The sequence below is a fragment of the Luteimicrobium sp. DT211 genome, assembly GCF_049844995.1.
In the GTDB taxonomy this organism is placed as follows: domain Bacteria; phylum Actinomycetota; class Actinomycetes; order Actinomycetales; family Cellulomonadaceae; genus Luteimicrobium.
On sequence record NZ_JBNCMC010000004.1, the window covers coordinates 85,047 to 111,159 of the forward strand.

General features: G+C 74.9%; 25 protein-coding genes. 18 read left to right on the forward strand and 7 right to left on the reverse strand.

Going from position 1 to position 26,113, the window contains the following annotated elements; translation table 11 throughout:
• Positions 1-10: 10 nt before the first annotated feature.
• Complete coding sequence (locus ACLQ14_RS11515) at positions 11-382, reverse strand: DsrE family protein (RefSeq protein WP_425813062.1); 372 nt, start codon at positions 380-382, stop codon at positions 11-13.
• 194 nt (positions 383-576) lie between these two features.
• On the opposite strand from ACLQ14_RS11515, the gene ACLQ14_RS11520 reads away from it, so the two are divergent.
• From ACLQ14_RS11520 to dtd, 8 genes are all read left to right on the forward strand, one after another.
• Positions 577-1,185, forward strand: coding sequence for an FABP family protein (locus ACLQ14_RS11520; RefSeq protein WP_425813064.1), 609 nt, complete (start codon positions 577-579; stop codon positions 1,183-1,185).
• The gene (locus ACLQ14_RS11525; RefSeq protein ID WP_425813066.1) at positions 1,182-2,396 is read left to right on the forward strand and encodes a YgfZ/GcvT domain-containing protein; all 1,215 of its coding nucleotides are present in this window, start codon (positions 1,182-1,184) and stop codon (positions 2,394-2,396) included. Before ACLQ14_RS11520 ends, ACLQ14_RS11525 begins: the two co-directional genes overlap by 4 nt.
• Positions 2,397-2,406: 10 nt before the next feature.
• Positions 2,407-3,585: an FUSC family protein gene (locus ACLQ14_RS11530; RefSeq protein WP_425813068.1), complete on the forward strand. Its 1,179-nt coding sequence runs from the start codon at positions 2,407-2,409 to the stop codon at positions 3,583-3,585.
• 114 nt (positions 3,586-3,699) lie between these two features.
• Positions 3,700-4,035 (forward strand): type II toxin-antitoxin system Phd/YefM family antitoxin, encoded by a 336-nt coding sequence (locus ACLQ14_RS11535; protein ID WP_425813070.1) that lies wholly within the window; start codon positions 3,700-3,702, stop codon positions 4,033-4,035.
• A 28-nt stretch (positions 4,036-4,063) separates the two neighbouring features.
• On the forward strand, positions 4,064-4,546 hold the full coding sequence (locus ACLQ14_RS11540) for a type II toxin-antitoxin system VapC family toxin (RefSeq protein ID WP_425813072.1): 483 nt from the start codon (positions 4,064-4,066) through the stop codon (positions 4,544-4,546).
• Between the two features lie 58 nt (positions 4,547-4,604).
• On the forward strand, positions 4,605-4,925 hold the full coding sequence (locus tag ACLQ14_RS11545) for a DUF2516 family protein (RefSeq protein ID WP_425813074.1): 321 nt from the start codon (positions 4,605-4,607) through the stop codon (positions 4,923-4,925).
• 26 nt (positions 4,926-4,951) lie between these two features.
• Positions 4,952-5,980 (forward strand): asparaginase, encoded by a 1,029-nt coding sequence (locus ACLQ14_RS11550; protein WP_425813075.1) that lies wholly within the window; start codon positions 4,952-4,954, stop codon positions 5,978-5,980.
• The gene (gene dtd / locus ACLQ14_RS11555) at positions 5,977-6,402 is read left to right on the forward strand and encodes a D-aminoacyl-tRNA deacylase (protein ID WP_425813076.1); all 426 of its coding nucleotides are present in this window, start codon (positions 5,977-5,979) and stop codon (positions 6,400-6,402) included. Before ACLQ14_RS11550 ends, dtd begins: the two co-directional genes overlap by 4 nt.
• 123 nt (positions 6,403-6,525) lie before the next feature.
• Here the strand turns inward: dtd and ACLQ14_RS11560 are convergent, their stop codons facing one another.
• From ACLQ14_RS11560 to ACLQ14_RS11570, 3 genes are all read right to left on the reverse strand, one after another.
• Positions 6,526-7,380: an LPXTG cell wall anchor domain-containing protein gene (locus tag ACLQ14_RS11560; protein ID WP_425813077.1), complete on the reverse strand. Its 855-nt coding sequence runs from the start codon at positions 7,378-7,380 to the stop codon at positions 6,526-6,528.
• A gap of 236 nt (positions 7,381-7,616) precedes the next feature.
• Positions 7,617-9,506 (reverse strand): DUF4012 domain-containing protein, encoded by a 1,890-nt coding sequence (locus ACLQ14_RS11565; protein ID WP_425813078.1) that lies wholly within the window; start codon positions 9,504-9,506, stop codon positions 7,617-7,619.
• Between the two features lie 66 nt (positions 9,507-9,572).
• Positions 9,573-10,499 carry a universal stress protein gene (locus ACLQ14_RS11570; protein WP_425813079.1) on the reverse strand — a complete coding sequence of 309 codons (927 nt, stop codon included), beginning with the start codon at positions 10,497-10,499 and terminating at the stop codon, positions 9,573-9,575.
• A 185-nt stretch (positions 10,500-10,684) separates the two neighbouring features.
• On the opposite strand from ACLQ14_RS11570, the gene ACLQ14_RS11575 reads away from it, so the two are divergent.
• The 9 genes from ACLQ14_RS11575 to ACLQ14_RS11615 all read left to right on the forward strand — a co-directional run bounded on the left by ACLQ14_RS11575 (position 10,685) and on the right by ACLQ14_RS11615 (position 22,179).
• On the forward strand, positions 10,685-13,252 hold the full coding sequence (locus tag ACLQ14_RS11575) for an ATP-dependent Clp protease ATP-binding subunit (RefSeq protein ID WP_425813081.1): 2,568 nt from the start codon (positions 10,685-10,687) through the stop codon (positions 13,250-13,252).
• 311 nt (positions 13,253-13,563) lie between these two features.
• Positions 13,564-14,859: a sugar ABC transporter substrate-binding protein gene (locus ACLQ14_RS11580; RefSeq protein WP_425813083.1), complete on the forward strand. Its 1,296-nt coding sequence runs from the start codon at positions 13,564-13,566 to the stop codon at positions 14,857-14,859.
• A 10-nt stretch (positions 14,860-14,869) separates the two neighbouring features.
• Positions 14,870-15,847, forward strand: a complete 978-nt coding sequence (locus ACLQ14_RS11585) for a carbohydrate ABC transporter permease (protein WP_425813085.1) — start codon at positions 14,870-14,872, stop codon at positions 15,845-15,847.
• Complete coding sequence (locus tag ACLQ14_RS11590; RefSeq protein ID WP_425813087.1) at positions 15,844-16,674, forward strand: carbohydrate ABC transporter permease; 831 nt, start codon at positions 15,844-15,846, stop codon at positions 16,672-16,674. Before ACLQ14_RS11585 ends, ACLQ14_RS11590 begins: the two co-directional genes overlap by 4 nt.
• Positions 16,671-18,248 carry a glycoside hydrolase family 3 N-terminal domain-containing protein gene (locus ACLQ14_RS11595; protein WP_425813089.1) on the forward strand — a complete coding sequence of 526 codons (1,578 nt, stop codon included), beginning with the start codon at positions 16,671-16,673 and terminating at the stop codon, positions 18,246-18,248. Before ACLQ14_RS11590 ends, ACLQ14_RS11595 begins: the two co-directional genes overlap by 4 nt.
• Positions 18,245-19,489 carry an anhydro-N-acetylmuramic acid kinase gene (locus ACLQ14_RS11600; protein ID WP_425813091.1) on the forward strand — a complete coding sequence of 415 codons (1,245 nt, stop codon included), beginning with the start codon at positions 18,245-18,247 and terminating at the stop codon, positions 19,487-19,489. Before ACLQ14_RS11595 ends, ACLQ14_RS11600 begins: the two co-directional genes overlap by 4 nt.
• The gene (locus tag ACLQ14_RS11605; RefSeq protein ID WP_425813093.1) at positions 19,486-20,397 is read left to right on the forward strand and encodes an N-acetylglucosamine kinase; all 912 of its coding nucleotides are present in this window, start codon (positions 19,486-19,488) and stop codon (positions 20,395-20,397) included. The genes ACLQ14_RS11600 and ACLQ14_RS11605 overlap by 4 nt, the downstream gene beginning before the upstream one ends.
• Complete coding sequence (gene murQ, locus ACLQ14_RS11610; protein ID WP_425813095.1) at positions 20,384-21,316, forward strand: N-acetylmuramic acid 6-phosphate etherase; 933 nt, start codon at positions 20,384-20,386, stop codon at positions 21,314-21,316. The genes ACLQ14_RS11605 and murQ overlap by 14 nt, the downstream gene beginning before the upstream one ends.
• On the forward strand, positions 21,313-22,179 hold the full coding sequence (locus ACLQ14_RS11615; RefSeq protein WP_425813097.1) for a MurR/RpiR family transcriptional regulator: 867 nt from the start codon (positions 21,313-21,315) through the stop codon (positions 22,177-22,179). Before murQ ends, ACLQ14_RS11615 begins: the two co-directional genes overlap by 4 nt.
• A gap of 32 nt (positions 22,180-22,211) precedes the next feature.
• On the opposite strand, the gene ACLQ14_RS11620 is transcribed toward ACLQ14_RS11615, so the two are convergent.
• The 3 genes from ACLQ14_RS11620 to ACLQ14_RS11630 form a co-directional block, all read right to left on the reverse strand.
• The gene (locus ACLQ14_RS11620; RefSeq protein WP_425813099.1) at positions 22,212-23,207 is read right to left on the reverse strand and encodes an SDR family oxidoreductase; all 996 of its coding nucleotides are present in this window, start codon (positions 23,205-23,207) and stop codon (positions 22,212-22,214) included.
• A 7-nt stretch (positions 23,208-23,214) separates the two neighbouring features.
• A complete protein-coding gene (locus ACLQ14_RS11625) occupies positions 23,215-24,444 on the reverse strand; it encodes a glycosyltransferase (RefSeq protein ID WP_425813101.1) in 1,230 nt (409 codons plus the stop codon).
• A 120-nt stretch (positions 24,445-24,564) separates the two neighbouring features.
• Positions 24,565-25,215 (reverse strand): uridine kinase family protein, encoded by a 651-nt coding sequence (locus ACLQ14_RS11630; RefSeq protein ID WP_425813103.1) that lies wholly within the window; start codon positions 25,213-25,215, stop codon positions 24,565-24,567.
• Positions 25,216-25,315: 100 nt separating this feature from the next.
• Between ACLQ14_RS11630 and ACLQ14_RS11635 the strand changes: the two genes are divergently transcribed.
• The gene (locus tag ACLQ14_RS11635) at positions 25,316-26,104 is read left to right on the forward strand and encodes an HAD family hydrolase (protein ID WP_425813105.1); all 789 of its coding nucleotides are present in this window, start codon (positions 25,316-25,318) and stop codon (positions 26,102-26,104) included.
• Positions 26,105-26,113: the final 9 nt, after the last annotated feature.

Consider the following 26,113-nt stretch of genomic DNA (forward strand, 5'->3'; position numbering starts at 1 on the left):
GAGCCGCCCGTCAGTAGACGAGCGCCTGGGCTCCGGGCGTCATGACCTCCTCGACGAACACCGGCGCGCCGGCGATCCGGACGCCCGGGAGGACGTCGTCGGGCGTGATCCCGCGCCGCGCCGCGCACTGCGTGCACACGGTCACCGTCCCGGCGGCGAGGACGGCGTCGAGCAGGTCGGGCAGGGGGGCGGCGTGCTCGAGGACGAGCTCGGCCGCGCGCCCGGGCACGCCGAACCACGCGGACTCGCCCGTGAGCCACAGGCTGACCGGCACGCCGGCCGCGACGGCGGCCGCGGCGACGGTGAACGCCTGGTTGGCGGCCTCGGGGCGGTCGGTGCCGCTGGTGGTCTTCACGACGAGGGTCGGGGTGGGGGTGGTCACGGGTCGAGCGTATGAGACGGACGCCACGTCCGGGGCCCGTCGGTCGCCGTGGGACCGGCACCTCCCCGACGTAGGATCGGCCCATGACCGGTACCGAGATCTTCTTCGTCACGCTGCTCGGGGTGACCACCGTCGCGATCGTCTGGTTCACCTGCTACGCGGTGTACCGCCTGTTCGAGGGCCAGCGCTGACCCATGCCGTTCGAGTTCCCCGAGGGGCTCGCGCCCGAGGCCTACCCGCTCGCCTGGCTCGTCGGCCGCTGGCGCGGCGAGGGCGTGATCTCCTACCCGGGGATCGACGAGGCCGCATTCGTCCAGGACGTGGAGTTCGACCACGACGGCGGCCCGTACCTGCGCTACGAGTCGACGATCCGGCTGGTCGAGCCCGAGCTCCCCGAGACCGTGCCGGACGAGTGGACGGCCGACGGCGATGCCCCGGCCGGTGACGCCGCGCCCGTCGCGTCGTCCACCGCCGAGCTCCCCGTGTGGGAGACCGAGACGGGCTTCTGGCGCGTCTCGCCGGAGCGCCCCGAGGGACTGACGGAGGCGCAGCAGCCGCTCGAGGTGATGCTCGCGGACCCGGCGGGCTGGCTGACCCTCTACGTCGGCGCCGTCGGCAACGGCCGGATCGACCTGGTGCACGACCTCATCGCCCGGACGTCGTCGTCCGCGGAGGTCACGGCCGCCAAGCGGCTCTACGGCCTCGTCGAGGGCGACCTCATGTGGGTCTGGGAGCTCGCGGCGTTCGGCCACCCGCTGCAGAACTACGCGTCGGCCCGGCTCGTCCGGCAGGAGCAGTCATGACCGCCGACGCCGCCACCGGCTACCGGAGCCCCCTGCTCGCGCGGCACGGCGCGGTCGAGGCGTCCGGCCCCGACGCGGGCGTCGCGTGGCACTACGGCGACCCGACGGCCGAGCAGCGCGCGCTCGAGCGCGGCGTCGGGGTCGCGGACCTGTCGCACACGGGCGTGGTGCGCGTCGCCGGCCCCGACCGCCTGAGCTGGCTGGACTCGATCACCTCTCAGGACCTGCTCGGCCTGCCGCCGCGCACGTCCACCGAGCTGCTCGTGCTGGACCCGCACGGTCACGTCGAGCACGCCGCGGGCGTCGTCGACGACGGCGAGTCCACCTGGCTGATCACCGAGGGCTCGCACGCTCCCACCCTGGCCGCGTGGCTGGACCGCATGAAGTTCATGCTGCGCGTCGAGATCACCGACGCGACCCCGGAGTACGCGGTGCTCGGCGAGCCCGTCGACGCCGAGGGCCCTGAAGGCGGCCCCGTGACCTGGCGCGACCCGTGGCCCACGACGGCCCCCGGTGGCACCCGCTACGGCCTGCCCGACGACGAGCACCCGGGCGCCGAGCGCGACTGGCGGCTCGTGCTGGTGCCCCGCGCTGACCTCGTGCGTGAGGTCGAGGCGCGCGAGGCCGTGGGCCGGCGGCTCGTCGGCACCTGGGCGACCGAGGCGTCCCGCGTCGCGGCCTGGCGCCCCCGGGTCGCGACCGAGGTCGACGACCGCACCATCCCGCACGAGCTCGACTGGCTCCGCACCGCCGTCCACCTGCACAAGGGCTGCTACCGCGGCCAGGAGACGGTGGCGCGCGTCCACAACCTCGGGCGCCCGCCGCGCCGGCTCGCGTTCGCGCACCTCGACGGGTCGGGGCACACCGTCCCGGAGGCCGGCGCGCTCGTCCGCCCCGGCGGCCCCGACGCCGACCCGCAGGCGCGCCCGGTCGGGCGCGTGACGAGCGTCGTCCGGCACCACGAGCTGGGGCCTGTGGCGCTCGTCGTGCTCAAGCGGTCCGCGCCGACCGGCGAGCTGATCGTCGACGGGCTCGCGTCCGGGGACCCTGCCGGCGGCGTGATCGCCGCGGGGCAGGAGGAGATCGTCCCCGGCGACGGCGTCAGCACCGACCGGCCCGAGGCACGCGGCCCGCTGGCGCGCGGCCTCGGCGGGGGCTCGGCCGGCGTGGGCTCGCCCGGCTTCGGTGGCGCGCTCGGCCCCGGCGCCTGACGCTGGCCCCATGCCCGACGACGCCCGCCCGCAGCCCGGCCCGGGTGCGCGCCCCGGCGGCCCGCACGACGGCGTGACGCAGGCGCGCGTCGTCGCCGCCGACACCTGGCGGCGCCTGCGGATCCTCACCGGCCGCGCACGCGCGCGCCAGGGCGTGGCCCGCGTGCGCACGTCGTTCGTGCCGATCGCCGTGTCGGCGCTCGCGGCCGGGCTCGCGTACTTCGTGGCCCACCAGCTCTTCGGGCACCCGTTCCCGTTCTTCGCTCCCGTCGCCGCCTGGGTCTGCCTGGGCTTCGCGCCCGACCGGCAGATCCGCCGGGTGCTCGAGCTCGCGATCGGGGTCGCGCTGGGCGTCGGGATCGGCGACGCGATCGTCCACGTGATCGGGTCGGGCGCGTGGCAGGTCGCCGTGGTGCTCGTCGTGTCGGCGCTGGTCGCGCGGTTCGTCGACGCGGGGATCCTGCTCACCACCCAGGCCGGGGTCCAGGCGGTCGTGATCGTCCTGCTGCCGCCGTCGGGCACGGGCGGTCCGGTGAGCCGGCTCGTCGACGCGCTGGTCGGCGGGGCGATCGCGCTCGTCGTCGCGATGCTGTGGCCGCGCGACCCGCGGCGCCGCCTCGCCCTGCTGGGCCGGGAGGCGATCGCCGCGCTCGCCGACACGCTGACGATGCTCGCGGGCGCGCTCGCGCACGGGCGGGCCGACGAGGCGCGCGCGGCGCTCGCTCGCGGCCGCGCGGCCGAGCCGGCGCTCGAGATCTGGCACACGTCCGCGTCCGACGCGCGTGAGCTGGCCCGCGTGAACGCCCAGGGACGCCGGCACATCACGGTGATCGACCGGTCCGCCGAGCAGGCGGTGCTCACCGACCGGGTCATGCGCACGGTCCGCGTGCTGGCGCGCCGGACCGCCGCGCTGGCCGGCGACCACGACACGACCGGGCTGGCCGACGTCGTCTCCCGGTTCGCGGTGGCGGTGCGCGACCTGTCGGCCGCGGTGGGCGAGGGGCGGGACCCGGCGCGCGCCCGCGACGGGCTCCGGGTCGCTGCGGCGCTGCTGGATCCGCGGGAGCTCGCGCCCGACGACTGGGAGGTCGCGTCGCTCGCACTGCTCGTGCGGTCGGCCGTCGTCGACGCGCTCGAGGCGGCCGGCGAGGACCCGGCCGCGGCGCGCGACGCGCTCCCGCCGCTCTGAGGTGCCCGCACGAGGGGCCCGGGACCTGCCAGAACCTGAGCGGGGTATGCCCGGTCGAGGTTCTGACAAGCCCGGGCGCTCCCGCACGTGTCAGAACCTGGCGACCCTATGGCCGTGCCACGTTCTGACGGGTCGCGGGTGGTCGGGGCGTCGCTGTACACCTGGCAGGCGTCGGGGTGTACGGTCCCGGACATGGAGGTCTCCGTGAGCGCGCTCCGCGCCGAGCTCAAGACGTGGCTCGACCACGCCAAGGCGGGGGAGGAGGTCGTCGTCACCGACCGCGGGGTGCCCGTCGCCCGCCTCTCCGGCATCGACGGCTCCGACCTGGTGGCCGGGCTGCTCCGGGACGGGCTCCTCACGGCGCCCGAGGAGGAGCGGCCGAGCCTGCCGGCTCCCGTCGCGCGCGGCCAGAACGCCGTGTCTGGCCTCGTCCGGCGGTTGCGTCGGTGAGGGCCGGTGAGCGGCCGGTGACGCCGGCATGACGACCGCCTACCTCGACACGAGCGCGCTCGTCCGGCTGGTGCGGCGCGAGCCGGGGAGCGAGCTCGCCGCCGCGCTGTGGAACCGCGCGCCGATCGTCGCGACCAGCCGCACCAGCGACGTCGAGCTCCGGGCGGTGCTCGCCGCGGGCGCGCGGCGTGGCCTCCTGTCCGACGACGAGCACGCGGCCGCCCTCGACGCGTGGTCCCACCTCTGGCCCTCGCTGTACCTCGTCGAGATGACGCGCGCCGTCGCCGACCGGGCCGCCGAGCTCGTGACGGTCCACCCGTTGCGCGGAGGGGACGCCGTGCACCTCGCGTCCGCGCTGCTGCTCGCGCCGGACGTCGTCGTCGCCGTCTGGGACGAGCACGTCGCCGCCGCGGCGGAGGCCGAAGGGCTCACGGTGCTGCCCGGCCGGTACGCCGCGCACGAGCGGCACGCCCCGCGCGCGGCGTCGCGGCGCGCGGCCGGGGGATCCTGAGCCCGCGACCCGCCGCGGGTCGGTGCCCCGGGTGGGCGGCGTCCCCTACGCTCGGAGGGTGTTCAGCACCAGCCAGAGCGTCGTGCTCCTGCTCCTCGTCCTCGCGTCGTTCCTCGTGCAGGTCTTCGCGCTGATCGACGCCGGGATCCGGCCCGCGCACGCCTACCTCGCCGAGAACAAGCTCAAGAAGCCGATCTGGCTGCTCATCCTGCTCGTCGCGGCGCTGCTCACCTACGCGCTCGGCGGGAGCTTCTACTCGCTGCTCCTCGTGACCCCGGCCCTGGTCTACCTCGCCGACGTGCGGCCCAAGCTGCAGCCGTACTCCCGCCGGAGCGGCGGCGGGTCCGGTCCGCGTCGGCCGTCGTCGGGCGGGTGGTGACCCCGATGGGTCGGACGGCGCGCACCATGTCCGCCTCGCCCGCCGCGCCGCTCGCCGAGGTGATCCGCGGAGACCTCGTCGAGTCGGTGCACGCGGGGCACCTGGTCGCGTTCGACGCCGCCGGCCGCACCGTGCTCGAGGCGGGCGACCCTGCCGTCACGTTCTGGCCGCGGTCCTCCCTCAAGCCGGTGCAGGCGCTCGCCATGGTGCGCGCCGGTCTCGACGTGCCCGACCGCCTGCTCGCGCTCGCGTGCGCGAGCCACGCCGGCGACGCCGTCCACCGCGACGGCGTCCACGAGCTCCTCGGGCTCGCCGGTCTCGACGAGTCGGCCCTGCGCAACGCCCCGGCGCTGCCGCTCGACCCGGCCGTCGCGCTGGAGTGGGAGCTCGCCGGGCACGGTCCGACCCACCTGACCCAGAACTGCTCGGGCAAGCACGCCGCCATGCTCGTCACCTGCCGCGTCAACGGCTGGGACACGGGCACGTACCTCGACCCCGAGCACCCGCTGCAGCAGGCGGTCGCCGCGACGGTGCGCGAGCTGACCGCGGCCCGACCCGACGCCGAGGGCGGGGCGGACGAGGAGCCCGGCGCCGCGCACGCGACCGTCGACGGCTGCGGCGCGCCCCTGTTCTCGACGACCGTCGCGGGGCTGGCCCGGGCCTTCGCCCGCATCGGCGGCGCCGGTCGCCGCGACCCGCTGTCGCCCGAGGCCCGGATCGCCCGCGCCATGAGCCAGCACCCGCACATGGTGTCGGGCAGCGGCCGGGACGCGACCGTCCTCATGCAGGCCGTCGACGGGCTGATCGCGAAGGACGGCGCCGACGGCGTGTTCGCGCTCGCCGCCCCCGACGGGCGCGCGCTCGCGTTCAAGGTCGCCGACGGCTCCAAGCGCCCCGTGCACGCCGTGCTCGACGCCGCCCTGCGGGCCCTCGGGATCGGTCCCGGACCCGGCCCCGACGGTCTCGTGCTGCCGCTGCTGCCGCCGGTCGCCGTCGAGGGCGGCGGGGTCGGCGTGGGCGAGGTGCGTGCCGTCGTCGGCGGGGACCGGGCGTGAGGGCGGTCGTCCAGCGCGTCTCCCGGGCGAGCGTGACCGTCGACGGCGAGGTCGTCGGCGCGATCGAGGAGCCCGGCCTGCTGGTGCTCGTCGGCGTGACCCACGACGACACGCCGGAGGCCTCCGCGACCCTCGCCCGCAAGGTCGCCGGGCTGCGGATCCTGCGCGACGAGCGCTCGGTGCTGGACGCCGGCGCACCGGTCCTCGTGGTCAGCCAGTTCACGCTGTACGGCGACACGCGCAAAGGGCGGCGCCCGTCCTGGGTCGCGGCCGCGCCCGGGCCCGTGGCGGAGCCGCTCGTCGACGCGGTCGTCGCGGGGCTGCGGGCCGCCGGGGTGCACGTCGAGACGGGCCGGTTCGGCGCGATGATGGACGTCGCGCTGGTCAACGACGGCCCGTTCACCCTCGTCGTCGACGTCTGACCCACCACCCAGGCGACGAGGGCCCCGGTCACGGGGGTGACCGGGGCCCTCCGCGCGACGCCGTGGGGGGTCGTCGCGCCTTCACGGGGCTCTCAGGGGGGTGAGGTCCCGCGGCTCAGGGCGTCAGAGCGCTGCCTTGCGGCGCCGGCGTCCGGCGAGGAGGAGGCCGCCGCCGATGAGCAGGAGCGCGGCCGCCGCGCCGGCGAACGGGAGCACGTTCGCGCCGGTCTCGGCGAGGCCGGAGCGGGCGTCCGAGCGGGACGCCGGCGTCTCGCCGGGGACCACGCCGGCCGTCGTCGTCCCGGACGTCGGCTCGACCGACGTGCTGGGCGAGCTCGACGGGCCCGGCACGTTGGCCGGGTTGGCGCACGCGGTCGTCGCCGGCGGGTAGCTGACGACGCTGGAGACGGCGTTGACGGCCGGGAGCGCGAGCGCCGCAGTGACGGTCTTCGCCGTCCCGGTCCGGTACACGCCGTCGCTGACGTGGGCCCGGGCGGTCGTGGCGACCCCGGTGTAGTCGGCGTCGTGCACGGTGAAGGTGACCTTCACGTCGGGCCGCACCCAGGTGTACGGGCCGCCCTCCTCCCACGTGCCGTCCTTGAAGACCCAGCCGGGCCAGGCGGTCGGCTGGCCGCCCGACTCCTCGGCGCCGAGCCACAGGACCTTGCCGGAGACCGGGAGGTTCTTCTGCGTCTGCGAGTGCGAGCCGTCGAGCGACGTCCAGGTGAGGTCGACCGCCGTCGCGGACGGGTCCTTCGACACGTCGACGGCGTAGCGCAGGTAGGGGACGTTCCCGTCGCACTCGGGCGACTTCACGGCGAGCCCCACGGACGGCTGGTGCGGTGCGCCGTACCCGTCGGTGGGCGTCGGCGTCGGGGTCGGGTCGGCGGCGGACGCGGCCGAGGCGGCGACCAGCGTGAGGGGGAGGACCAGCGCGGCGGCCGCGGCCCCGCGACGCCATGTGCGGGCTGACACCATGACGAACTCTTCTCGTAGGTTCACGGCGGATGGTTCACGGGCGACGTGAAGCGGGACGTGTGACGGCCGACGGCGGCACCACCTCGGTGAGCCCTCGCTCGTGGGCCTGATACTACTCACGGAAGGACGACGCAACTGCAGGTCAGGCGGGTGAACCGGGGGTGATCCCGCGTGTCGATGCCGATTCGTTACCGGGCTCCCGCCGGTCCGTCGCCCGGGGCGCCGGAATCCTGCCCTCAGCCCGTGCAGGACGCCGGATCGACGACCGCCAGGCCGCCGGCCGTCGTCGTCGGTGTGGTCCACAGCTCGAGGCTCCCGGCGCCCGCTCGGGGGGTGAGGAGCGTGACCCGGAGGGTGGCGGTCCGTCCGGGCGCGAGGTCGACCGTGAGCTGGGTCGCGGTGCGGCCGGCGACGTCGTGGGTGTCGCCGCCGACGGTCTGCGTGCCGCGCTCGATCACCGGCGCCCCCACCCCCTGCGGCGTGTACACGGCGACGTTGGTCCGGATCGTGCCGGGCTTGAGGTCGATCCCGGCGGCCTCGCCCGTCACGTAGCTCGGCAGGGACTCCTTCGCGTCCTTCGGGGCCTCGGACCGGAGCGTCACCGTGTAGACGTCGCGCCGGGTGCCCGACGAGCCGGCGACGCACTGCGACGACGTGAGCCGCGTGCTCGTCCGCAGGTAGTAGCCCATCTTCCCGGACGTCCCGTCGTTGAGGAGCACCGCCACCGCCGCGCCGCCGCGCGGCGTCGAGGTCAGCGCCCCGCTCAGCTCGGTGCCCGCGAGGAGGGCCTGCTCGCGGTCGTGCGCGGACCACACGAGGAGGCGGCGCTCGTCGGCGGACGCGGTCAGCGCGTGCTGGAGGTCGGACGCCGGGACGTCGCCGTGCAGGAGCGTGTCGAACACGGCGCCGGCGGCCGCGGAGAAGAACGCGTCCTGCTCGGCCGGGTCGGCGATCGCCGCGTAGACCTGCGAGAGCAGCACGTCCACCGCGTTGTCGGACGTGAGCTCGACGTCGGTGGTCCCGCCGCCCGTCGCCGGGGCCTTCACCGTGACCGGTCCGGTCGCTCCGAGCAGGTGCGAGAGCGCGACGGGGTCGGTCGCGAGCACGCCGTCGACGGACCCGTGCCCCGCCTTCTTCCACATCGCGGCCATGGTGCGGCCGGTGTCGGGGAAGTCCGCGAGCATCGTCGTGTCCTGCGGGTAGCGGGCGGGCTGCGTCCCGAACACGTCGGTGGCGTCCTTGCCGAGGTCGACCACGGGCCTCGCCCAGGGGCCCAGGTCCGCCGACGACGCATGCCCGACGACCGTGACCTTCCCGGCCTTGGCGCGCAGCACCGTGATGGAGCCGGGGATCCCGCCCGACGAGCGCAGCTCGGCGTTGTTGAGCGACAGGAGCAGATAGGTGCGTGTGCCGTCCGCGCCGAGCATCGACGGCAGCAGCGCGGTGGCGCGGTGGGCGGTGGTGACCGTCGAGCCGAGCGTGCGCACCTTGTCCTGCAGGCTTGCGACCGGGTCGCCGAGCTGCGGCCGCAGGGACGAGGGGTCGAGCGCGTCCAGGTCCCGCTCGACGGGCACCAGTGCCGCGGCGGACCGAGCGACGAGCGGGGCCGCCCGCTCGAGGGGCCCGAGGTCGACGCCGCCGTCCTTCGCGCGCAGCCCCGCCAGGTCGACGACGCCCGACGCCTCGACGAGCGGCGGCAGCACGTCCTGGGCGAGGTCGTCGACGGAGCGCGTGGCCGTCCGGAACGCCTCGGCGTCCGTGCCGATCCCGGGCAGCGAGCCCGCCACCGCCCAGACGGGCCCGCTCGTGCCGCGCCGGGCCTTCGCCGTCTTCTCCTGAACCTGGGTCAGCGCATGCTGCGCGGCCTGCGTGTCGCCGCCGGTGAGCGCCTGCTCGACGGCGGGGACGTCGTCGAGCGCGGAGGTCAGCGCGTCGCGCGCCTCCAGGCCGCCCCTGACGGCCAGCCCGACCGCGACCGCCACCGCCACGACGGCGACCGTGATCCCGAGCGCGACCCAGCGCCCCACGTGCCGGCGCCTCGGCCTGGCGCGCCCGTGCGCGGGGACCGGGTGGAGCTCCGACGCCGGGTCGGGGTCGCCGGGGGCGTCGGGCGGGTCGCTCGGCATGGCCGCCACTCTAAGGGCCGCGGCCGGCGCGCCGTGGCCGTCGGACGGAACCTCACCCGGCGGTCGTCAGCCGCGGACGACGGTCACCGGGCAGGGCGCCGCCTCGAGCACCTGACGGCTCACCGACCCGAGCACGAGCCGCTCGAAGCCGCCGAGCCCCCGAGCGCCGACGACGAGCCGCTCGGCCCCGGCGGCCACGCCGAGGAGTCCCGGTGCGGGAGGGGCGTGCACGACGACGGGGCGCACCCGGTCCGCGGGGAGGTCCAGCCGCGCGTCGCGGACCGTCTCGGCGAGCCTGGTGTGCGCCCAGCGGTCGTAGTCGTCGACCGGGGGCACCCAGCCCCACGCCTCGGGCAGGGGCGAGATCGTCGTGATCTGCCAGCAGTACACCGGCTCGAGGACACCGCCCACGCGCTCGGCCGCGGCCGCCGCCTCGCGCAGCGCGGCGAGCGACACGTCCGAGCCGTCCACGCCGACGACGACGCGCGGCCCGTCGTCCGTCGTCCCGCCCGCCGGGGGCTCGGGCAGGGGCACGGGCGCGCCCTCGTGCGCGACGACGGTCACCGGGACGTGCGCGTGCTGCACCACCGAGCTCGAGACCGAGCCCAGCAGGAACCGCCCGAACCGGCCGAGCCCGCTGCGCCCGACCACGAGCATCTCGGCGTCCGTCTCCGTGCCGAGCGCGAGGAGCACCTCCGCCGGCCACCCGTGCACCTGGCGGGCCGTCACGCGGTCCGGGTCGCCGACCACGTGGCCCGCGTCCCGGCCCCGCTGCACCGCGGCGTCGAGGAGCGACCGGACGTAGGTCTGGCGGGCGGCGAAGAGCTCCTCGGCACCGTCGGGGTGCACGCCCCGGGCGCCGTCGTCCCAGCTCTGCACCCACGCGTGGACCGCGACCAGCGTCGTGTCCCGCCGGGCCGCCTCGCGCAGGGCCCAGTCCAGTGCCCCGTCCGACTGGGCCGACCCGTCGACCCCGACCACCAGACCACCCATGACTCGCTCCGTCCGTCGGTCGGTTCCATCGTTCCCCAGGCCGCGTCGTCGTGCAGGACGACGCCGATCGTCACGCCAGGGGCGAACACGGGCAGATCCGCGGCGTGGCGGCGGTTGGACCCCACTAGAGTCGAAGCGGTCAGGCCTGTAGCGCGCAGGCACACGCCGCTCGTGAGGAGCAGCACATGTTCGAACGTTTCACCGACCGAGCCCGTCGGGTGGTCGTCCTCGCCCAAGAAGAGGCGCGGATGCTGAACCACAACTACATCGGGACCGAGCACATCCTGCTCGGGCTCATCCACGAGGGAGAGGGCGTCGCCGCCAAGGCGCTGGAGTCGCTCGACATCTCCCTCGACGGCGTGCGCGCCCAGGTCATCGAGATCATCGGCGAGGGCCAGCAGGCCCCGACGGGTCACATCCCGTTCACGCCGCGCGCCAAGAAGGTCCTCGAGCTCTCGCTGCGCGAGGCGCTGCAGCTCGGCCACAACTACATCGGCACCGAGCACATCCTGCTCGGCCTCATCCGCGAGGGTGAGGGCGTCGCCGCCCAGGTGCTCACCAAGATGGGCGCCGACCTCAACCGCGTGCGCCAGCAGGTCATCCAGCTCCTGTCCGGCTACCAGGGCAAGGAGCCCGCGACCGCCGGCGGCCCCGCCGAGGGCCAGCCGTCCGGCTCGGCCGTGCTCGACCAGTTCGGCCGCAACCTCACGCAGGCCGCACGCGACTCCAAGCTCGACCCGGTGATCGGGCGCGAGAAGGAGATCGAGCGGGTCATGCAGGTGCTGTCCCGCCGCACCAAGAACAACCCTGTCCTCATCGGCGAGCCCGGCGTCGGCAAGACGGCGATCGTCGAGGGCCTCGCCCAGGACATCGTGCGCGGCGACGTCCCGGAGACCCTGAAGGACAAGCAGCTCTACACGCTGGACCTCGGGGCCCTCGTGGCCGGCAGCCGCTACCGCGGCGACTTCGAGGAGCGCCTGAAGAAGGTCCTCAAGGAGATCCGCACGCGCGGCGACATCATCCTGTTCATCGACGAGATCCACACCCTCGTGGGTGCCGGTGCCGCCGAGGGCGCGATCGACGCCGCCAGCATCCTCAAGCCGATGCTGGCCCGCGGCGAGCTGCAGACCATCGGCGCGACGACGCTCGACGAGTACCGCAAGTACGTCGAGAAGGACCCGGCGCTGGAGCGCCGCTTCCAGCCGATCCAGGTCGCCGAGCCGTCGCTCGTGCACGCCATCGAGATCCTCCGTGGCCTGCGCGACCAGTACGAGGCGCACCACCGGGTGTCCATCACGGACGGCGCGCTCGTCGCGGCCGCCACGCTGGCCGACCGGTACATCAACGACCGCTACCTCCCGGACAAGGCGATCGACCTCGTCGACGAGGCGGGCGCGCGCCTGCGCATCCGCCGCATGACGGCGCCGCCGGAGCTGCGTGACCTCGACGAGCAGATCGCCGGGGCGCGCCGCGACAAGGAGTCGGCGATCGACGAGCAGGACTTCGAGAAGGCCGCGCGCCTGCGCGACACCGAGAAGCAGCTCACGCAGCAGCGCCAGGACAAGGAGAAGGCCTGGAAGTCGGGCGACCTCGACGTCATCGCCGAGGTCGACGAGGAGCTCATCGCCGAGGTGCTGGCCATGTCGACGGGCATCCCCGTCGTCCGGCTCACCGAGGAGGAGTCCAGCCGCCTGCTCCACATGGAGGACGAGCTGCACAAGCGGATCGTCGGCCAGGACATCGCCATCAAGGCGCTGTCGCAGGCCATCCGCCGCACGCGTGCCGGGCTCAAGGACCCGAAGCGCCCGGGTGGGTCGTTCATCTTCGCCGGCCCGACCGGCGTCGGGAAGACCGAGCTCGCCAAGGCGCTCGCCGAGTTCCTCTTCGGGGACGAGGACGCGCTCATCCAGCTCGACATGTCCGAGTTCTCGGAGAAGCACACGGTCTCGCGGCTGTTCGGCTCGCCCCCCGGCTACGTCGGGTACGACGAGGGCGGCCAGCTCACCGAGAAGGTCCGGCGCAAGCCGTTCTCGGTCGTGCTGTTCGACGAGGTCGAGAAGGCGCACCCGGACATCTTCAACTCGCTCCTGCAGATCCTCGAGGACGGTCGCCTGACCGACTCGCAGGGCCGCGTGGTCGACTTCAAGAACACCGTGATCATCATGACCACGAACCTCGGCACCCGTGACATCGCCAAGGGTCTCCAGACCGGCTTCAACACCGGCAACGACACCACGACGAGCTACGAGCGCATGAAGGCCAAGGTCAACGAGGAGCTCAAGACGCACTTCCGTCCCGAGTTCCTGAACCGCGTGGACGACACGATCGTCTTCCCGCAGCTCACGCAGTCGGAGATCGTCGCCATCGTGGACCTCGAGGTCGCGAAGCTCGACCGGCGCCTGCACGACAAGGACATGGGCATCGAGCTCACGCCCGCGGCGAAGACCCTGCTCTCCGAGAAGGGCTACGACCCGGTGCTCGGCGCGCGGCCGCTGCGTCGCGCGATCCAGCGGGAGATCGAGGACGCGCTGTCCGAGAAGATCCTGTTCGGCGAGCTCACGTCCGGCCAGGTCGTCCTGGTCGACGCGGTCGGCGAGGGGATCCTCGGGGAGTTCACGTTCCGTGGCGTCCCGAAGGCCGAGCACGAGCGTGGCCCGGTGTCGGTGGGCGCGAGCGCAGCGCTCGACGCGCCGACCGGGGTCCATCCGCGCGACCTCCCGCCCACGGGCACGCTGAGCGCGACCGCGGACTGACGCGCCGTCGTCGGGCGCACTGCCGCCCGGCGCAGGCCTGGCAACGAGGGCCCCGGCCCCGCCTCCTCGGAGGTGGGACCGGGGCCCTTCGCGCGTTCCGCCCTCGAGCGCTGTCAGAACGTGGTGAGGCCCGAGGCTCACGAGCTTCTGACAGGTCCGGGGAGGGCGGCCAAGATGACAGGCATGTCACGATCTGGTCACCACCGCGTGAAAGCACTTTTCATCGCGGGGTCAATGTATGAGAGTTACTCCCAGACGCGGAGGGGGCGTCCCAGCAACGAGGCTGAACACGACACGGACGAGGAGCTCTCATGAGGAGATCGAAGTTCTACCCGCTCGCCGCCGCGGCGACGGTCCTGACGCTCACGCTCGCCGCCTGCTCGGGCGGCTCGGACGACGACTCGGGCTCGGGCTCGGGCAAGGGCAAGACGCTCGACGTCTGGATCATGAAGGGCACCAACCCGGACTCCGAGCCGTTCTTCGCGGACGTCGCCAAGGCGTTCAAGGAGGAGACGGGCGCGACCCTCAAGGTCGAGTACGTCGAGTGGGCCGACGCCCACGACCGGTTCGTCACCGCGATCGCCGGCGGCACCACCCCGGACGTCGCCGAGACGGGCACCACCTGGACGCCCGAGTTCGCGGACGCCGGCGCGCTCGCCCCGCTCGACGACTACGTGAAGAAGGACGGACTGGGCGACGACCTCGTCAAGGGCCTCGTCGACGCGGGCACGTACAACGACAAGCTCTACGGCATGCCCTGGTACGCGGGCGTGCGCTCGCTGGTCTACCGCAGCGACCTGTTCGACAAGCTCGGCCTCAAGGCGCCGACCACCTGGGCGGAGCTGCAGGCCGACGCGCAGGCGATCAAGAAGGCGAACCCGAAGATGTCGGGCGTCGCGGTCCCGGGCGACGCCGAGTTCACGGTGTACCCGTGGGTCTGGGGTGCGGGGGGCCAGGTCGCCACGCAGTCGGGCGGCCAGTGGACGTCCGGCCTCGACAGCGCCGAGGCGCGCAAGGGCATCTCGTTCTGGACCGGCCTGGCGACGCAGGACAAGCTGTCGTCCGCGGGCGCGACCACGTGGAAGGAGACCGACGTCCTCGACGCGTTCGCGAACGGCGACGTCGGCATGGCGGTCATGGGCTCGTGGACCCCGGCGGCCATCACCGAGAAGAACCCGGAGATGAAGGGCAAGTTCGCGGCCGTGCCCATCCCGGGCGAGACCGGCGGGATCGCGCCGTCCGTGCTCGGCGGCTCGCACCTGAGCATGTTCAACACGGCCAAGGACAAGGACCTGGCCTGGGACTTCATCAAGCTCATGACGACCGGCAAGTTCGCGCAGCAGTGGGCCGACCAGTCGGGCTACTTCCCGGGCCAGACGTCGCTGCTCGACAAGGCGACGAAGAGCACGGACCCGCTCGTCGCGCCGTTCGCGAAGCAGTTCGTCGACGGCGGCGCGTCCGTCCCCGTCTCGCCGAACTTCGGCGCCGTCCAGGCGAAGAAGACGACGAGCGTCATGATGCAGGCGATCCTGTCCGGCAAGGAGAGCGTCGACGACGCGACCACCGCGGCCGCGCAGGAGATGACCTCGCTGCTCAACGGGAAGTGACCCGGTGGCGGTGACGTACCCGACCCCGGCCGGGGCGGCCTCCTCGCAGGCCGCCCCGGACGGGGGGCCGCAGGCGGCCCGCGGCCCGAGCCGTCGCGGGATCGCGCGGATCCGGCCCTGGCTGCTGCTGGCGCCGGCCCTGGTGATCCTCGGCGTGCTCCTGCTGTGGCCGCTGGTCCGGGTGGCGATGTTCTCGCTGCAGGACTACGGCCTGCGCGAGATCGTCTCGGGGAGCACGAACTGGATCGGGTTCGCGAACTTCAGTGAGATCCTCACCTCGCACGACCTGTGGGCCGTCGTCCTGCCCAACACGGTGGGCTTCGCGGTCCTGTCCGTCACGGGGACCGTCGTCTTCGGGACGCTCGTGGCGCTGCTCCTGCAGTCGCTCGGACCGCGCACCCGCGGGTTCGTCACGGGCGCCATCATGGCCGCGTGGGCGATGCCCGCGGTCACGGGCACGTACGTGTGGGTGTGGATCTTCGACGCGGACCACGGCGTCGTCAACCAGGTGCTCACGTCGCTCGGGCTGATCGACCAGCCGGTCAACTGGTTCACGGACCGGTGGTCGTTCTACGGGATCGTCCTGCTCAACGTCATCCACCACGGGTTCCCGTTCGTCGCGGTCACCGTGCTCGCTGGCCTGCTGGGGGTGCCGCGCGAGATCCACGAGGCCGCGGAGGTCGACGGCGCGGGCGCGTTCCGCCGCTTCTTCCAGATCACGTTCCCGCAGCTGCGCCAGGTGTTCGCGGTCGTGATCATCCTGTCGACGATCTGGGACTTCAAGGTCTTCGCGCAGGTGTATCTCATGCCGGGCGGAGCGGGCTCGAACCGGGACGTCCTCAACCTGGGCGTGTGGTCGTACGTCGAGTCGTTCGGCCAGAACCGGTACGGCTTCGGGTCCGCGATCGCCGTCCTGCTCACGCTGCTGCTGCTCGTCATCACCGCGGTGTACGTGCGGACGATCCTGCGAGAGGAGAAGGACCTGTGAGGCGGTCCTCGGCCTCCGTGAAGGCTGTCAAGGCGGTCCTCGTCGTCCTGCTGCTCGTCTTCACGCTCTTCCCGACGTACTGGATGCTCGTCAGCGCGTTCGACGGCCGCGCCGGGCAGGGCGGCGCGACCCTGCTGCCGCGCGAGCTCACCCTCCACAACTTCTCGTACGTCCTGACGGACGGCGGGTTCGGCACGTTCCTGCGCAACTCCGTCGTGGTGGCGCTCGCGACCGTCGTGGTGTCCGGCGTCGTGGCGCTGCTCGCGTCGGTCGCGGTCGCGCGGTTCCGGTTCAGGTTCCGCACGCAGATGCTCATGCTGATCCTCGTCGTGCAGATGGTGCCGCTCGAGGCGCTCGTGATCCCGCTCTTCGTGCAGATCCGCGACCTCAAGCTCCTCGGCACGCTCACAGGCCTCGTGATCGTCTACGTGTCGCTCGCGCTGCCGTTCGGGATCTGGATGCTGCGCGGGTTCGTGGCGGCGGTGCCCGTCGAGCTCGAGGAGGCCGCGTACCTGGACGGCGCGAGCTGGTCCCGGATGTTCCGCTCGGTGCTGCTGCCGCTCGTGGCGCCAGGGCTCGTCGCGACCAGCATCTTCAGCTTCATCACCGCCTGGAACGAGTTCATCTTCGCCATGACCCTGCTGGGCGGCGAGGCCGACAAGTACACCGTGGCGATCGGACTCAAGTCGTTCTTCCAGCAGAACTCGAACGACTGGGGCTCCATCATGGCGGGCTCCACGATCATCACCGTGCCCGTCATGATCTTCTTCATCCTGGTCCAGAAGCGGCTGTCCGCGGGGCTCGTCGCCGGGGCGGTCAAGGGATGAGCGTGCACGGCGGCGGCCCGGACCGCGAGCTCGACCGGCTCGCGGCGAGCGTGCTGCTGCCCGGCTTCCTGGGCCGGACGGTCCCGGGATGGCTGGCGCGCGCGCTCGACGACGGCCTGGCCGGCGTCGTGCTGTTCGCGCAGAACCTCGACCCGGACGACCGGGCCCAGCCGGCCCGGCTGACGGCCGCCCTGCGCGAGCACGCCGGGGCGCCGGTCGTCGCGGTCGACGAGGAGGGCGGGGTCGTGACCCGGCTCGAGTCGGCCCACGGCTCGACGCTGCCCTCGCCCGCGCAGCTCGGCCTCGTCGACGACGTGGCGCTCACCGAGGCCGTCGGGCGTGCGCTGGGCGAGCGCGTCCGGGCGGCGGGCGTCACGCTCGTCCTGGCCCCGGACGCGGACGTCGCGTCCGACCCGCGCAACCCCGTGATAGGCCCGCGCGCGTTCGGCTCGGACCCGGGGCTCGTGGCGCGGCACGTCGCGGCGGCCGTCCGCGGGATCCAGGCGGCCGGCGTCGCCGCGTGCGCGAAGCACTGGCCCGGCCACGGCGCGACCTCGGTCGACTCGCACGTCGACCTGCCCATGGTCCCGCGCGCCGTGCTCGACGCCGGCCACGACCTCCCGTTCCGTGCAGCGGTCCAGGCCGGGGTCGCGGCCGTCATGACGGCGCACGTCGTCGTGCCCGAGGCCGGTCCGGCGCCCGCGACGGTGAACGCCACCCTGATCGGCGAGCTGCGCGCGCTCGGCTTCGACGGGCCGGTCGTGACCGACGCGATCGACATGGCCGCCATCCGCGCCACCTACGGCACGCCCGCCGGTGCCGTCGCCGCGTTGCGGGCCGGCGTCGACCTCGTCTGCCTGGGAAATCCGGGCTTCGCCGCCGGGGGCTCTCCCGGCGACGGCTCTGCCGGGACCGACGACGAAGCGCTCTACCTGGCGGTACACAGCGCCGTCGTCGATGCTGTCCGGGAGGGCAACCTCGACCGCGACCGGCTGGAGCAGGCGTCGCTGCGTGTCGCGACACTGCGCGTCTCCGGAAACGGCGGCCCGACGGCGGCGGGGGCTGCGACGCCCGCCGTCGCCGGGCCGGTAGCCCGCGCCCTGGACCTCGACGACGCCGTCGCGCGCGTCGCCGGCGCGGTCCTCGCCCGCTCGGGGTCGTCGGCGCCCGCGCCCTTCGGCTCCGTGCGCGACGCGCGGGCCGCCGCCACCGCGGCCGTGGCGTCGCGCGCGCACCCCGTCGTCCCCGCGCTCGAGCAGCACGTGACGCCGGGGGCGACCGGCGTTGCCGTCGTCGTGGACCGGCTCTCCGACCGCAGGCAGCGGGCCGCGGTGCAGTGGCTGCGCGAGCAGGGTCGTCTGGCGCTCGTCGTCGACGTCGGGGCGCCCGAGGCGCACGTGCCCGGCTCCGTCGTGCGCGCGGGCGTGCCGCGCGTCCCGCTGGGCGCCGACTCGCGGTTCTCGGTGCGCGTCCTCGACCGGGTGCTCGCGGGGCTCGGCGCCGACTCGGTGGTCGACAGCCGCGCGACGCCCGCAGCTGCCGGCCGCGCCTCCGCCCCGGGGGCGCTGCGATGAGGGTGCTGGCTCTGCAGTCGGGGACGTCAGCGGACGGCGTCGACGCGGCGCTGGTCGAGGTCGCGGCGTCGGGGGAGCCGCGGCGCCCCGACCTCGACGTGCGCGTGCTCGACGTGCGGACCGTCGCGTGGGAGGCCGAGGCGCAGGCGGCCGTGCTGCAAGCGGTCGAGGGCGTTCCTCTCGATCCCGGCGCGTGGTGCCGGCTCGAGACGGCGGTCGGCCTGGGTCTCGCCGACGCCGGTCGCGCGGTCGTGGCGGAGCGCGGGGCCGTGGACCTCGTCGTCTCGCCCGGCCAGACCGTCTTCCACGGCACCCGGGACGGCCGCACCTGGGGCACGCTCCAGGTCGGCCAGCCCGCGTGGCTCGCCGAGGCGCTCGCCACCCCCGTGCTGTTCGACCTGCGCGTCGCCGACGTCGCCGCCGGGGGAGCCGGTGCGCCGTTGATCGCCGCGTTCGACCGGCTCTGGCTGCGCGACCTCGCCGCGCAGGCCGGGCCGGGCGGCGTCGCGACCCTCAACCTCGGCGGGATCGCGAACGTCCAGCGCGTGCGGCCGGGCGGCGTGGAGGCGTTCGACACCGGGCCCGGGAACGGGCTGCTCGACGCGGTCGTGCGACGCGCGACCGGCCGCCCGTACGACGCCGACGGGGCGCTCGCGCGGGCCGGCCGCGTCGACGAGGCGCTGCTCGCCGCGCTGCTCGACCACCCCTACTTCCGCCGCCCGCCGACGACGACCGGTCGGGAGACCTTCTCGGTCGCCGTCGTCGACGCCGCGCTCGACCGCGCTCACGCCGCGGGCCGGACGGTCGGGCTCGAGGACCAGTGCGCGACGCTCGTCGAGCTCACGGCCCGGACGGTCGCGCGAGGCGTCGCGGGGCTGGGCGCGGGCCTGCCGGGGCTCCTGATCGGGTCGGGCGGCGGCATGCGGAACCCCGCGCTCGTCGCCGCGCTGCGGGCGGCGCTCGACCGGGAGGCCGGTCCTGACGCCGTGCGGCTCGAGTCCAGCGCGGCGCACGGCATCGACCCGGACGCGCGCGAGGCCGTGATGTTCGCGGTGCTCGGGTACCTCTCGGCGCGGCGCCTCCCGCTCGACCTGCCCACGCGCACCGCGGGTCGGCCGCGGGTCGCCGGGCACCTCGCGGGCTGGGCGTTCGGCGGGCCGGCCTTCGCGGAGGCGCTCGCCGCGCCCGTCGACGACGTCGCCCGGCTGACCGTGAGCAGCGGCCGTGGGGCGGCGTCGTGACGGCGGGCGGGGCGACGGGCGTGGCCGGCGTCGACCTCGGCAAGACGTCGTGCCGCGTGGTCGTCCGGGACGCGAACGGCGAGCGGGTCGGCGAGGCCGTCGGTGCGCCGGGGCTCGCGTCCCCCGACGGGGTCGCGCGCGCCGTCGACGCGGTGCTCGCCGGCCTGCGGGCGGCGGCGGCCGGCGCCGGGACGCTTCGGGCGGTCGGCGTCGGCGCCGCCGGTGCGCTCGCAGCCCCGGACGCCGCCGCCCGGCTCGCCACGGAGCTCGCGGCCGCGTGCGGGGCGCCCGTCGCCGTCACGTCCGACGCCACGGTCGCGCACGCCGGCGCGTTCGCCGGGCGGCCGGGCACGGTCGTGGCGGTCGGGACGGGGACGGTGCTCGTCGAGCTCGACAGGTCCGGAGACCTGCGCACGCTCGACGGCTGGGGCCCGTGGCTCGGCGACGACGGCAGCGGGACCTGGCTCGGCCGCGCGGGGCTCCGCGCCGTGCTCCGGGCCCACGAGGGGCGGGGCGAGCCGACCGCGCTGACCGACCGGGCGGGCGCGTGGGGCGGGCCGCCGGACGCCCTGCCGGCCCGCGTCGCCGGCGCCGACGCGCCCGCACGGACGCTCGCGTCGTTCGCCCCCCACGTGCTCGCCGCGGCGTCGCAGGGCGACGGCGTCGCGCGGACGATCGTCGCCGAAGCCGTGCGCGCCGTCGCCGACGCGTGCTCCCACGCCACCGCGCCCTACGCGCCGGTCGGCGGCATCGCCACCGCCGAGCCCTTCGCCTCCGCGCTCCGTGCCGTGCTCGGCCCGGGCTCCGTCGTCGTGCCCGAGTCGGCGCCGCCCCACGGCGGGCTGCTCCTCGCCGCCGACCCCACCACCCCCTACGAGAGGACGGTGAGCCGCCGTGACCCGGTCTGACCGCATCGCCCGCCTGCGCACCGAGCTGGAAGGGCTCACCACCGAGCACGCCGCCGCCGAGTTCGCCGACCTGGACGTGCTGCCCACCCGCGACGTCGTCCGCGTCATGCTCGACGACGGCCGCCAGGTCGCCGACGCGGTCCTCGCCCGGGCCGACGACATCGCCCGGGCCGTGGACCTCGTCGCGGAACGGATGCGCCGCGGTGGCCGCCTCGTCTACCTCGGGGCCGGGACGCCCGGCAGGCTCGGTGTGCTCGACGCCAGCGAGATCCCGCCCACGTTCGGGCTCGACCCGAGCCGCGTCGTCGGGATCATCGCGGGCGGGCCCGCCGCGCTCGTCAGCTCGATCGAGGGCGCCGAGGACGACGCGAGCCTCGGCGCCGCGGACCTCGAGGCGGCTGGCGTCGGGCCGGACGACGTCGTCGTCGGGATCACGGCGTCGGGGCGGACCCCGTACGTCGTGGGCGGGCTCGCGCACGCGCGCGGCGTCGGGGCGGGCACCGTCGCTGTCGCGTGCAACCGGGGGACGGCGGTCGCGGCGCTCGCGGACGTCGGCATCGAGGTCGTCGTCGGGCCGGAGGTCGTCGCCGGGTCGACCCGGCTCAAGGCGGGCACCGCGCAGAAGCTCGTGCTCAACACGATCTCGACCGTCACGATGATCCGGCTCGGCAAGACGTACGCCGGGCACATGGTGGACCTGCAGACGTCGAACGAGAAGCTCCTGGCCCGGGGGGAGCGGACGGTCATGCTGGTCACGGGCGTGGACGAGGACGCGGCGCGTGCGGCGCTGCGTGACACCGGGGGAGCGGTGAAGGCTGCGATCCTGGTCTGCATGAAGGACCTGCCGGGCCCGGAGGCGCTCGACCTGCTCGCCGCGCACGACGGCCGCCTGCGCGACGCGCTCGAGGCGACGACGTGACCGACGTCCTGCTGGAGATCCGCCGCTCGCTCGAGGCGCCGCGCGCGGCGGAGGCCCGGGTCGCACAGCTCGTGGCGGCGCGTCCTGAGATCGTCGCGGCGTCCACGATCACCGAGATCGCGCGGGCGTCGGGCACGTCCCAGGCGACGGTGGCCCGCTACTGCCAGTCGCTCGGGTACGGGGGGTACCGGGACTTCCGCCTCGCGGTCGTCGAGGCGCTCTCGCGCGAGGGCGCTGCGCGCGACCACTTCCACATCGACGACGCCGAGATCGACCCCACCGATACCGCCGCCGAGACCGTCGCGAAGGTCGTCTTCCAGGAGGTCCAAGCGCTGCGCGCGCTGGGCGACCAGCTCGACGTGGCCGCCGTCGACCGGGTGGTCGAGGCCCTTCTCGGTGCCCGGCGCGTCGAGGTGTACGGAGCGGGGGCGTCCGGGCTGGCGGCGCAGGACCTCTTCCAGAAGCTGTCGCGCGTCCGCTTCGCCGTCGGGTGCTCGTCGGACGTGCACCAGACGCTCGCGCAGGTCGCGCTCCTCGAGCCCGGCGACGTCGCGATCGGGTTCACGCACTCCGGCGCGACCCACGAGACCCTCGACGTGCTCGCCGCCGCGCGGGCCGCCGGCGCGACGACCGTCGCCGTCACCAACGGGACCGGGACGTCGGTGGACCAGCACGCCGACGTCGTCCTGACCACCCAGGTGCGCGAGAGCCTGTTCCGCGCGGGCGCCATGGTGAGCCGGACCGCCCAGCTCGCGATCGTCGACATCCTGTTCGTCCGCGTCGTGCAGCGCAGCTTCGACACTGCAGCCGACGCCCTGCGCCGCACCTACGAGGCTGTCGCCCCGCACCGCCCCGCCCGCTGAATCGGCCCGTCTACCTCGCGGTCGGGTTGGGGTCAGATCGCGCGGGCGTGGGCGACCAGGCGGTCGGACAGCGCGTCGAACGCGGGGTCGACGTCCTGGTAGTGCGAGTGCGCGTCGAACCAGGCGACCTGCTCGGCGGCGCCCTCGTCGTACGTCGTCGTGGTCCGGAACTCCGGGACGAGGGCACGGACCTTGGCGTTGTCGAAGACCATCGAGTGCGCCTTGTCGCCCAGCAGCCCGGGCCCGTGCTCGGGGGACGCGAGCGCGATGGTCTCGGACGCGACGTGCACGAGCTCCGCCTCGACCCCCGCGGCCTGCCCGAGCCACGTGTAGACCTGGTCCCACGTGGGCGTGTGGTCGCCGGTCAGCGTGAACGCCTCGCCGGTCGCGGCGGGGTGCCCGAGCAGCCCGGCGAGCCCGACGGCGACGTCCTGCGCGTGCGTGAGCGTCCACAGGCTGGTGCCGTCCCCGTGCACGACGACGGGCTTGCCGGCCCGCATCCGGGCGACGTCGGTCCAGCCGCCCATGGTCGGCAGGATGGTGCGGTCGTACGTGTGGGACGGCCGGATGATCGTGCCCGGGAACCCGCGGTCGCGGTACGCGGCGACGAGCAGGTCCTCGCACGCGGCCTTGTCGCGCGAGTACTGCCAGAACGGGTTGCGCAGCGGCGTCGACTCGGTCACGGGCAGCCGCGCCGGCGGCTTCTGGTACGCCGACGCCGAGCTGATGAACACGTACTGCCCGACGCGCCCGTCGAACCGTTCGACGTCCGCGGCGACGTGCTCGGTGGTGAACGCCATGAACTGCGCGACGACGTCGAACTCCTCGCCGCCGAGCGCGGCGTCGAGCGACGCCGGGTCGCGCAGGTCGCCGGTGAGGCGGCGGACGTCGTCGGGCAGGGGGCGCAGGCTGGTGGTGCCGCGGTTGAGGACGGTCACATGGTGCCCCGCCTCGACCGCACGCTGGACGGTGGCCGCGGAGATGACGCCGCTGCCGCCGAGGAACAGGATCCGCTTCGTCGCAGTCATGCGCCGATCATCGCACCCGCACGGGCACCCCTCGCATCGATTCGACCCGCCGCCCGACGCCGCGCCCGCCGGCGACCCGCTCGACGACGCCCCCGTACGCCGCGACCATCCGCGTCCGGCTGAAGCGCGAACGGCTGCGGACGAGGGCCGGGGTCAGCTCGTCGCGCCGGGACACGCCCTCGGCCCAGCCGGCGGCGACGGCGTGCGGGTCGCGCGCGACGACGAGCCCGATGCCGTCGACGATCCGCTCGCTGTCGCCCACGGCGGTCGTCACCGGCACGGCCCCGCACATCGCGCCCTCGATGAGGCACAGCGGCGCCGCCTCCCCGAACGACGACGTGAGCGCGACGACGTCGGCGGTCGCGAGGATCGACGGCACGTCGTCCCGGACCCCGAGCAGGTGGAGCCGGTCGAGGAGGTCGGGCCGGTCCCCGAACGCGCGCTCGACGTCGTCCACCAGTCCCGGGTTCGCGAGGCTCATGCCGGCGCCGCACGCGACGACGTGGGCGGCGTCGTCGGCGGCGAGGTGCACCCGCGCGGCCGCGAGGAACAGCGGGACGTCCTTCATCGTGTCGTAGCGGGCGGCCAGCACGACGACGGACGCGTCGACCGGGATGCCCGACCTCACGCGCAGGGTCGCGCGGCGCCCGACCCCGGCCGGCCGGAAGCGCAGCAGGTCGATGCCGTTGGGCACGACCGTGAGCAGGTGCTCGGGCACGCCCGCCGCGGCGTACGCGTCGCGGGTCGAGTACGCGCAGCAGACGGCGCCCGCGAGCCGGCCCGACGCCGCGGCGGCCAGCAGGTCCCCCAGGCCGCGCCCCGAGTGCTCGGGGTCCGAGCGGTGCAGGCACGCCACGACCGGCGCGTCCCCGAAGGCGTCGGTCGCGACCAGGCGCAGCGGCTGCTCCTTGAGCGTCAGCACGACGTCGGACGCCGCGGCCTGCCGCGCCGCCCGCGCCAGCTCGGTCGGGTCGAACGGCCGGTCCGCCGGGTCGTCCCAGCCGCGCCCGAGGCTCGACACGCGCACCCCGGCCTGGCGCAGGGCACGGTAGCGCGGGTCGTCCGCCATGCGTTGGCGCAGGCTCTCGCGCTGCACCTCGCGGTGGATCGCGAGCACGCGATGGGTCTGCGTGCCGCCCGTGTGCAGCCCCGTCACCACGCTCGTGTGGAGCGCGCGCGCACCACCGCTGAAGAACCCCTCGTACACCGACAGCACCCGCAACGGCCTCGTGGTCATGACCCACCTCCTGCCGCGAGCATGCGGGCCGCCCGTGGCCGGGGGATGTCCGCGCTGTTACGGCAGGGTCAACGCTCGAACCCGCCGGCGGTGACGTCCGTGCGCCGACGGTGACGCGGGTCAGCGGGCGAGGGCCCGGATCGTCCGTTCGGCCTCGGCCGGACCCATGGGGCGGCAGCCGAGCGCGACCCAGCGCCGCACGAGCGCGGGCTCGGCCCGCAGCAGCCCCCAGCCCCGGCGCAGCAGCGTGAGGGGCGGCTTGCGCATCTCGCCGAGGTCGCGCAGCAGCCGGTACCAGGCGGTGACGACGCGCGGGCGGCGCAGGCAGATCGCGTCCGCGAGGATGCCCTCGGCGCGGCAGGCGTCGACGAGCTGGGCGGCGAAGATGCCCTCCGCCACGAGGAGCGGTGCCCCGGTCACGTCGAGCTGCGTGGAGCCCGTGCGGCGCGACGTCGAGATGTCGTAGACGGGCACCTCGGCGCGTCCGTCGCGGCAGAGCCGATCCAGTGCCACGAGGGCGGCGGCGCCGTCCCAGCTCGCGGGGTCGTCCCAGTCGACGATGCCGAACCGGTGCGGCAGGTCGGGGTGGTCGCCGTCGTGGTAGAAGTCGTCGAGCTCGACGACGGGGAGCCCGAGCCGGCGGGTGAGCGACGTCTTGCCCGAGCCCGAGGCCCCGGTGAGGAGGACGACGCGCCGCGCGGGGACGCGGGCGCCGTCGGGCAGGGGGAAGAGCGCGGGCTCGGAGTCGGTGCGGTCGGCGGCCTCGGTCACCGTCGCATTGTCTCAGCGCACGTTAACGATCTGTGAACAGTTGTTCCGTGGAGCCGGATTTCGTGAACGAAGCGTCCATGGCCGGGCTAGCATCGCTGCCGTGAACCGCCCTGCTGTGCTCCTGCTCGACTTCGACGGCACCGTCTGCGTCGGCGACGGACCCGTCCGCGCCTACGCCGAGGCCGTCGTCGCCGGCGTCCTCGACGCCGCCACCACGACCGACGCCGCCACCACCGACGCCGACCGCGCCGCGGGGCGCGCCCTGTCCGACGAGCTGCGCCAGGGGCTCGAGGCCTACCTCGACTCCGCCGCGGCCGCCGCGACGGCCGACACCCCCGTGGACGGATACGCCGCCGTCGCAGCCCTCGCCGCTCGCTACGCCACGCCCGCGCAGCTCGACGCCGCGTACACGGCGTCGCGCGAGGCCCTCGCGACGTCCGGCCTCGAGGTGGCCGCCCCCGAGGGCCTCGTCGCCCTCCTCGACGAACTCGGCCCGCAGGTGGAGCGGGTCCTCGTCACCAACGCCCCGCCGCGCGGCGTCACCGAGACCCTCGCGAGGCTCGGCCTCGCGGACGTGCTCGACGACGTCGTCACGTCGGCAGCCAAGCCCGCGGGCTGGGACGGCATCCTCCCCGCGTACCTCGCCGGCCGGCCCCCCGCGGCCGTGCTCGCCGTCGGCGACGTGTGGCGCAACGACGTCGAGCCCCCGCTCGCCGCCGGCTGCGCCACCGCGCTCATCGACCGCTTCGGTCACCGACCCGGGCCCGCGCACGCGGCCGCCCGGACCTTCGAGGAGCTCTTCCCGGCGATCCGGGAGTGGGCGGCCGACCCCACCGGGTTCGTCGGCCGCCACGAGCCCGTGGTCCACGGCCTCGCGGCCGTCGCCTGAGCCGGACCG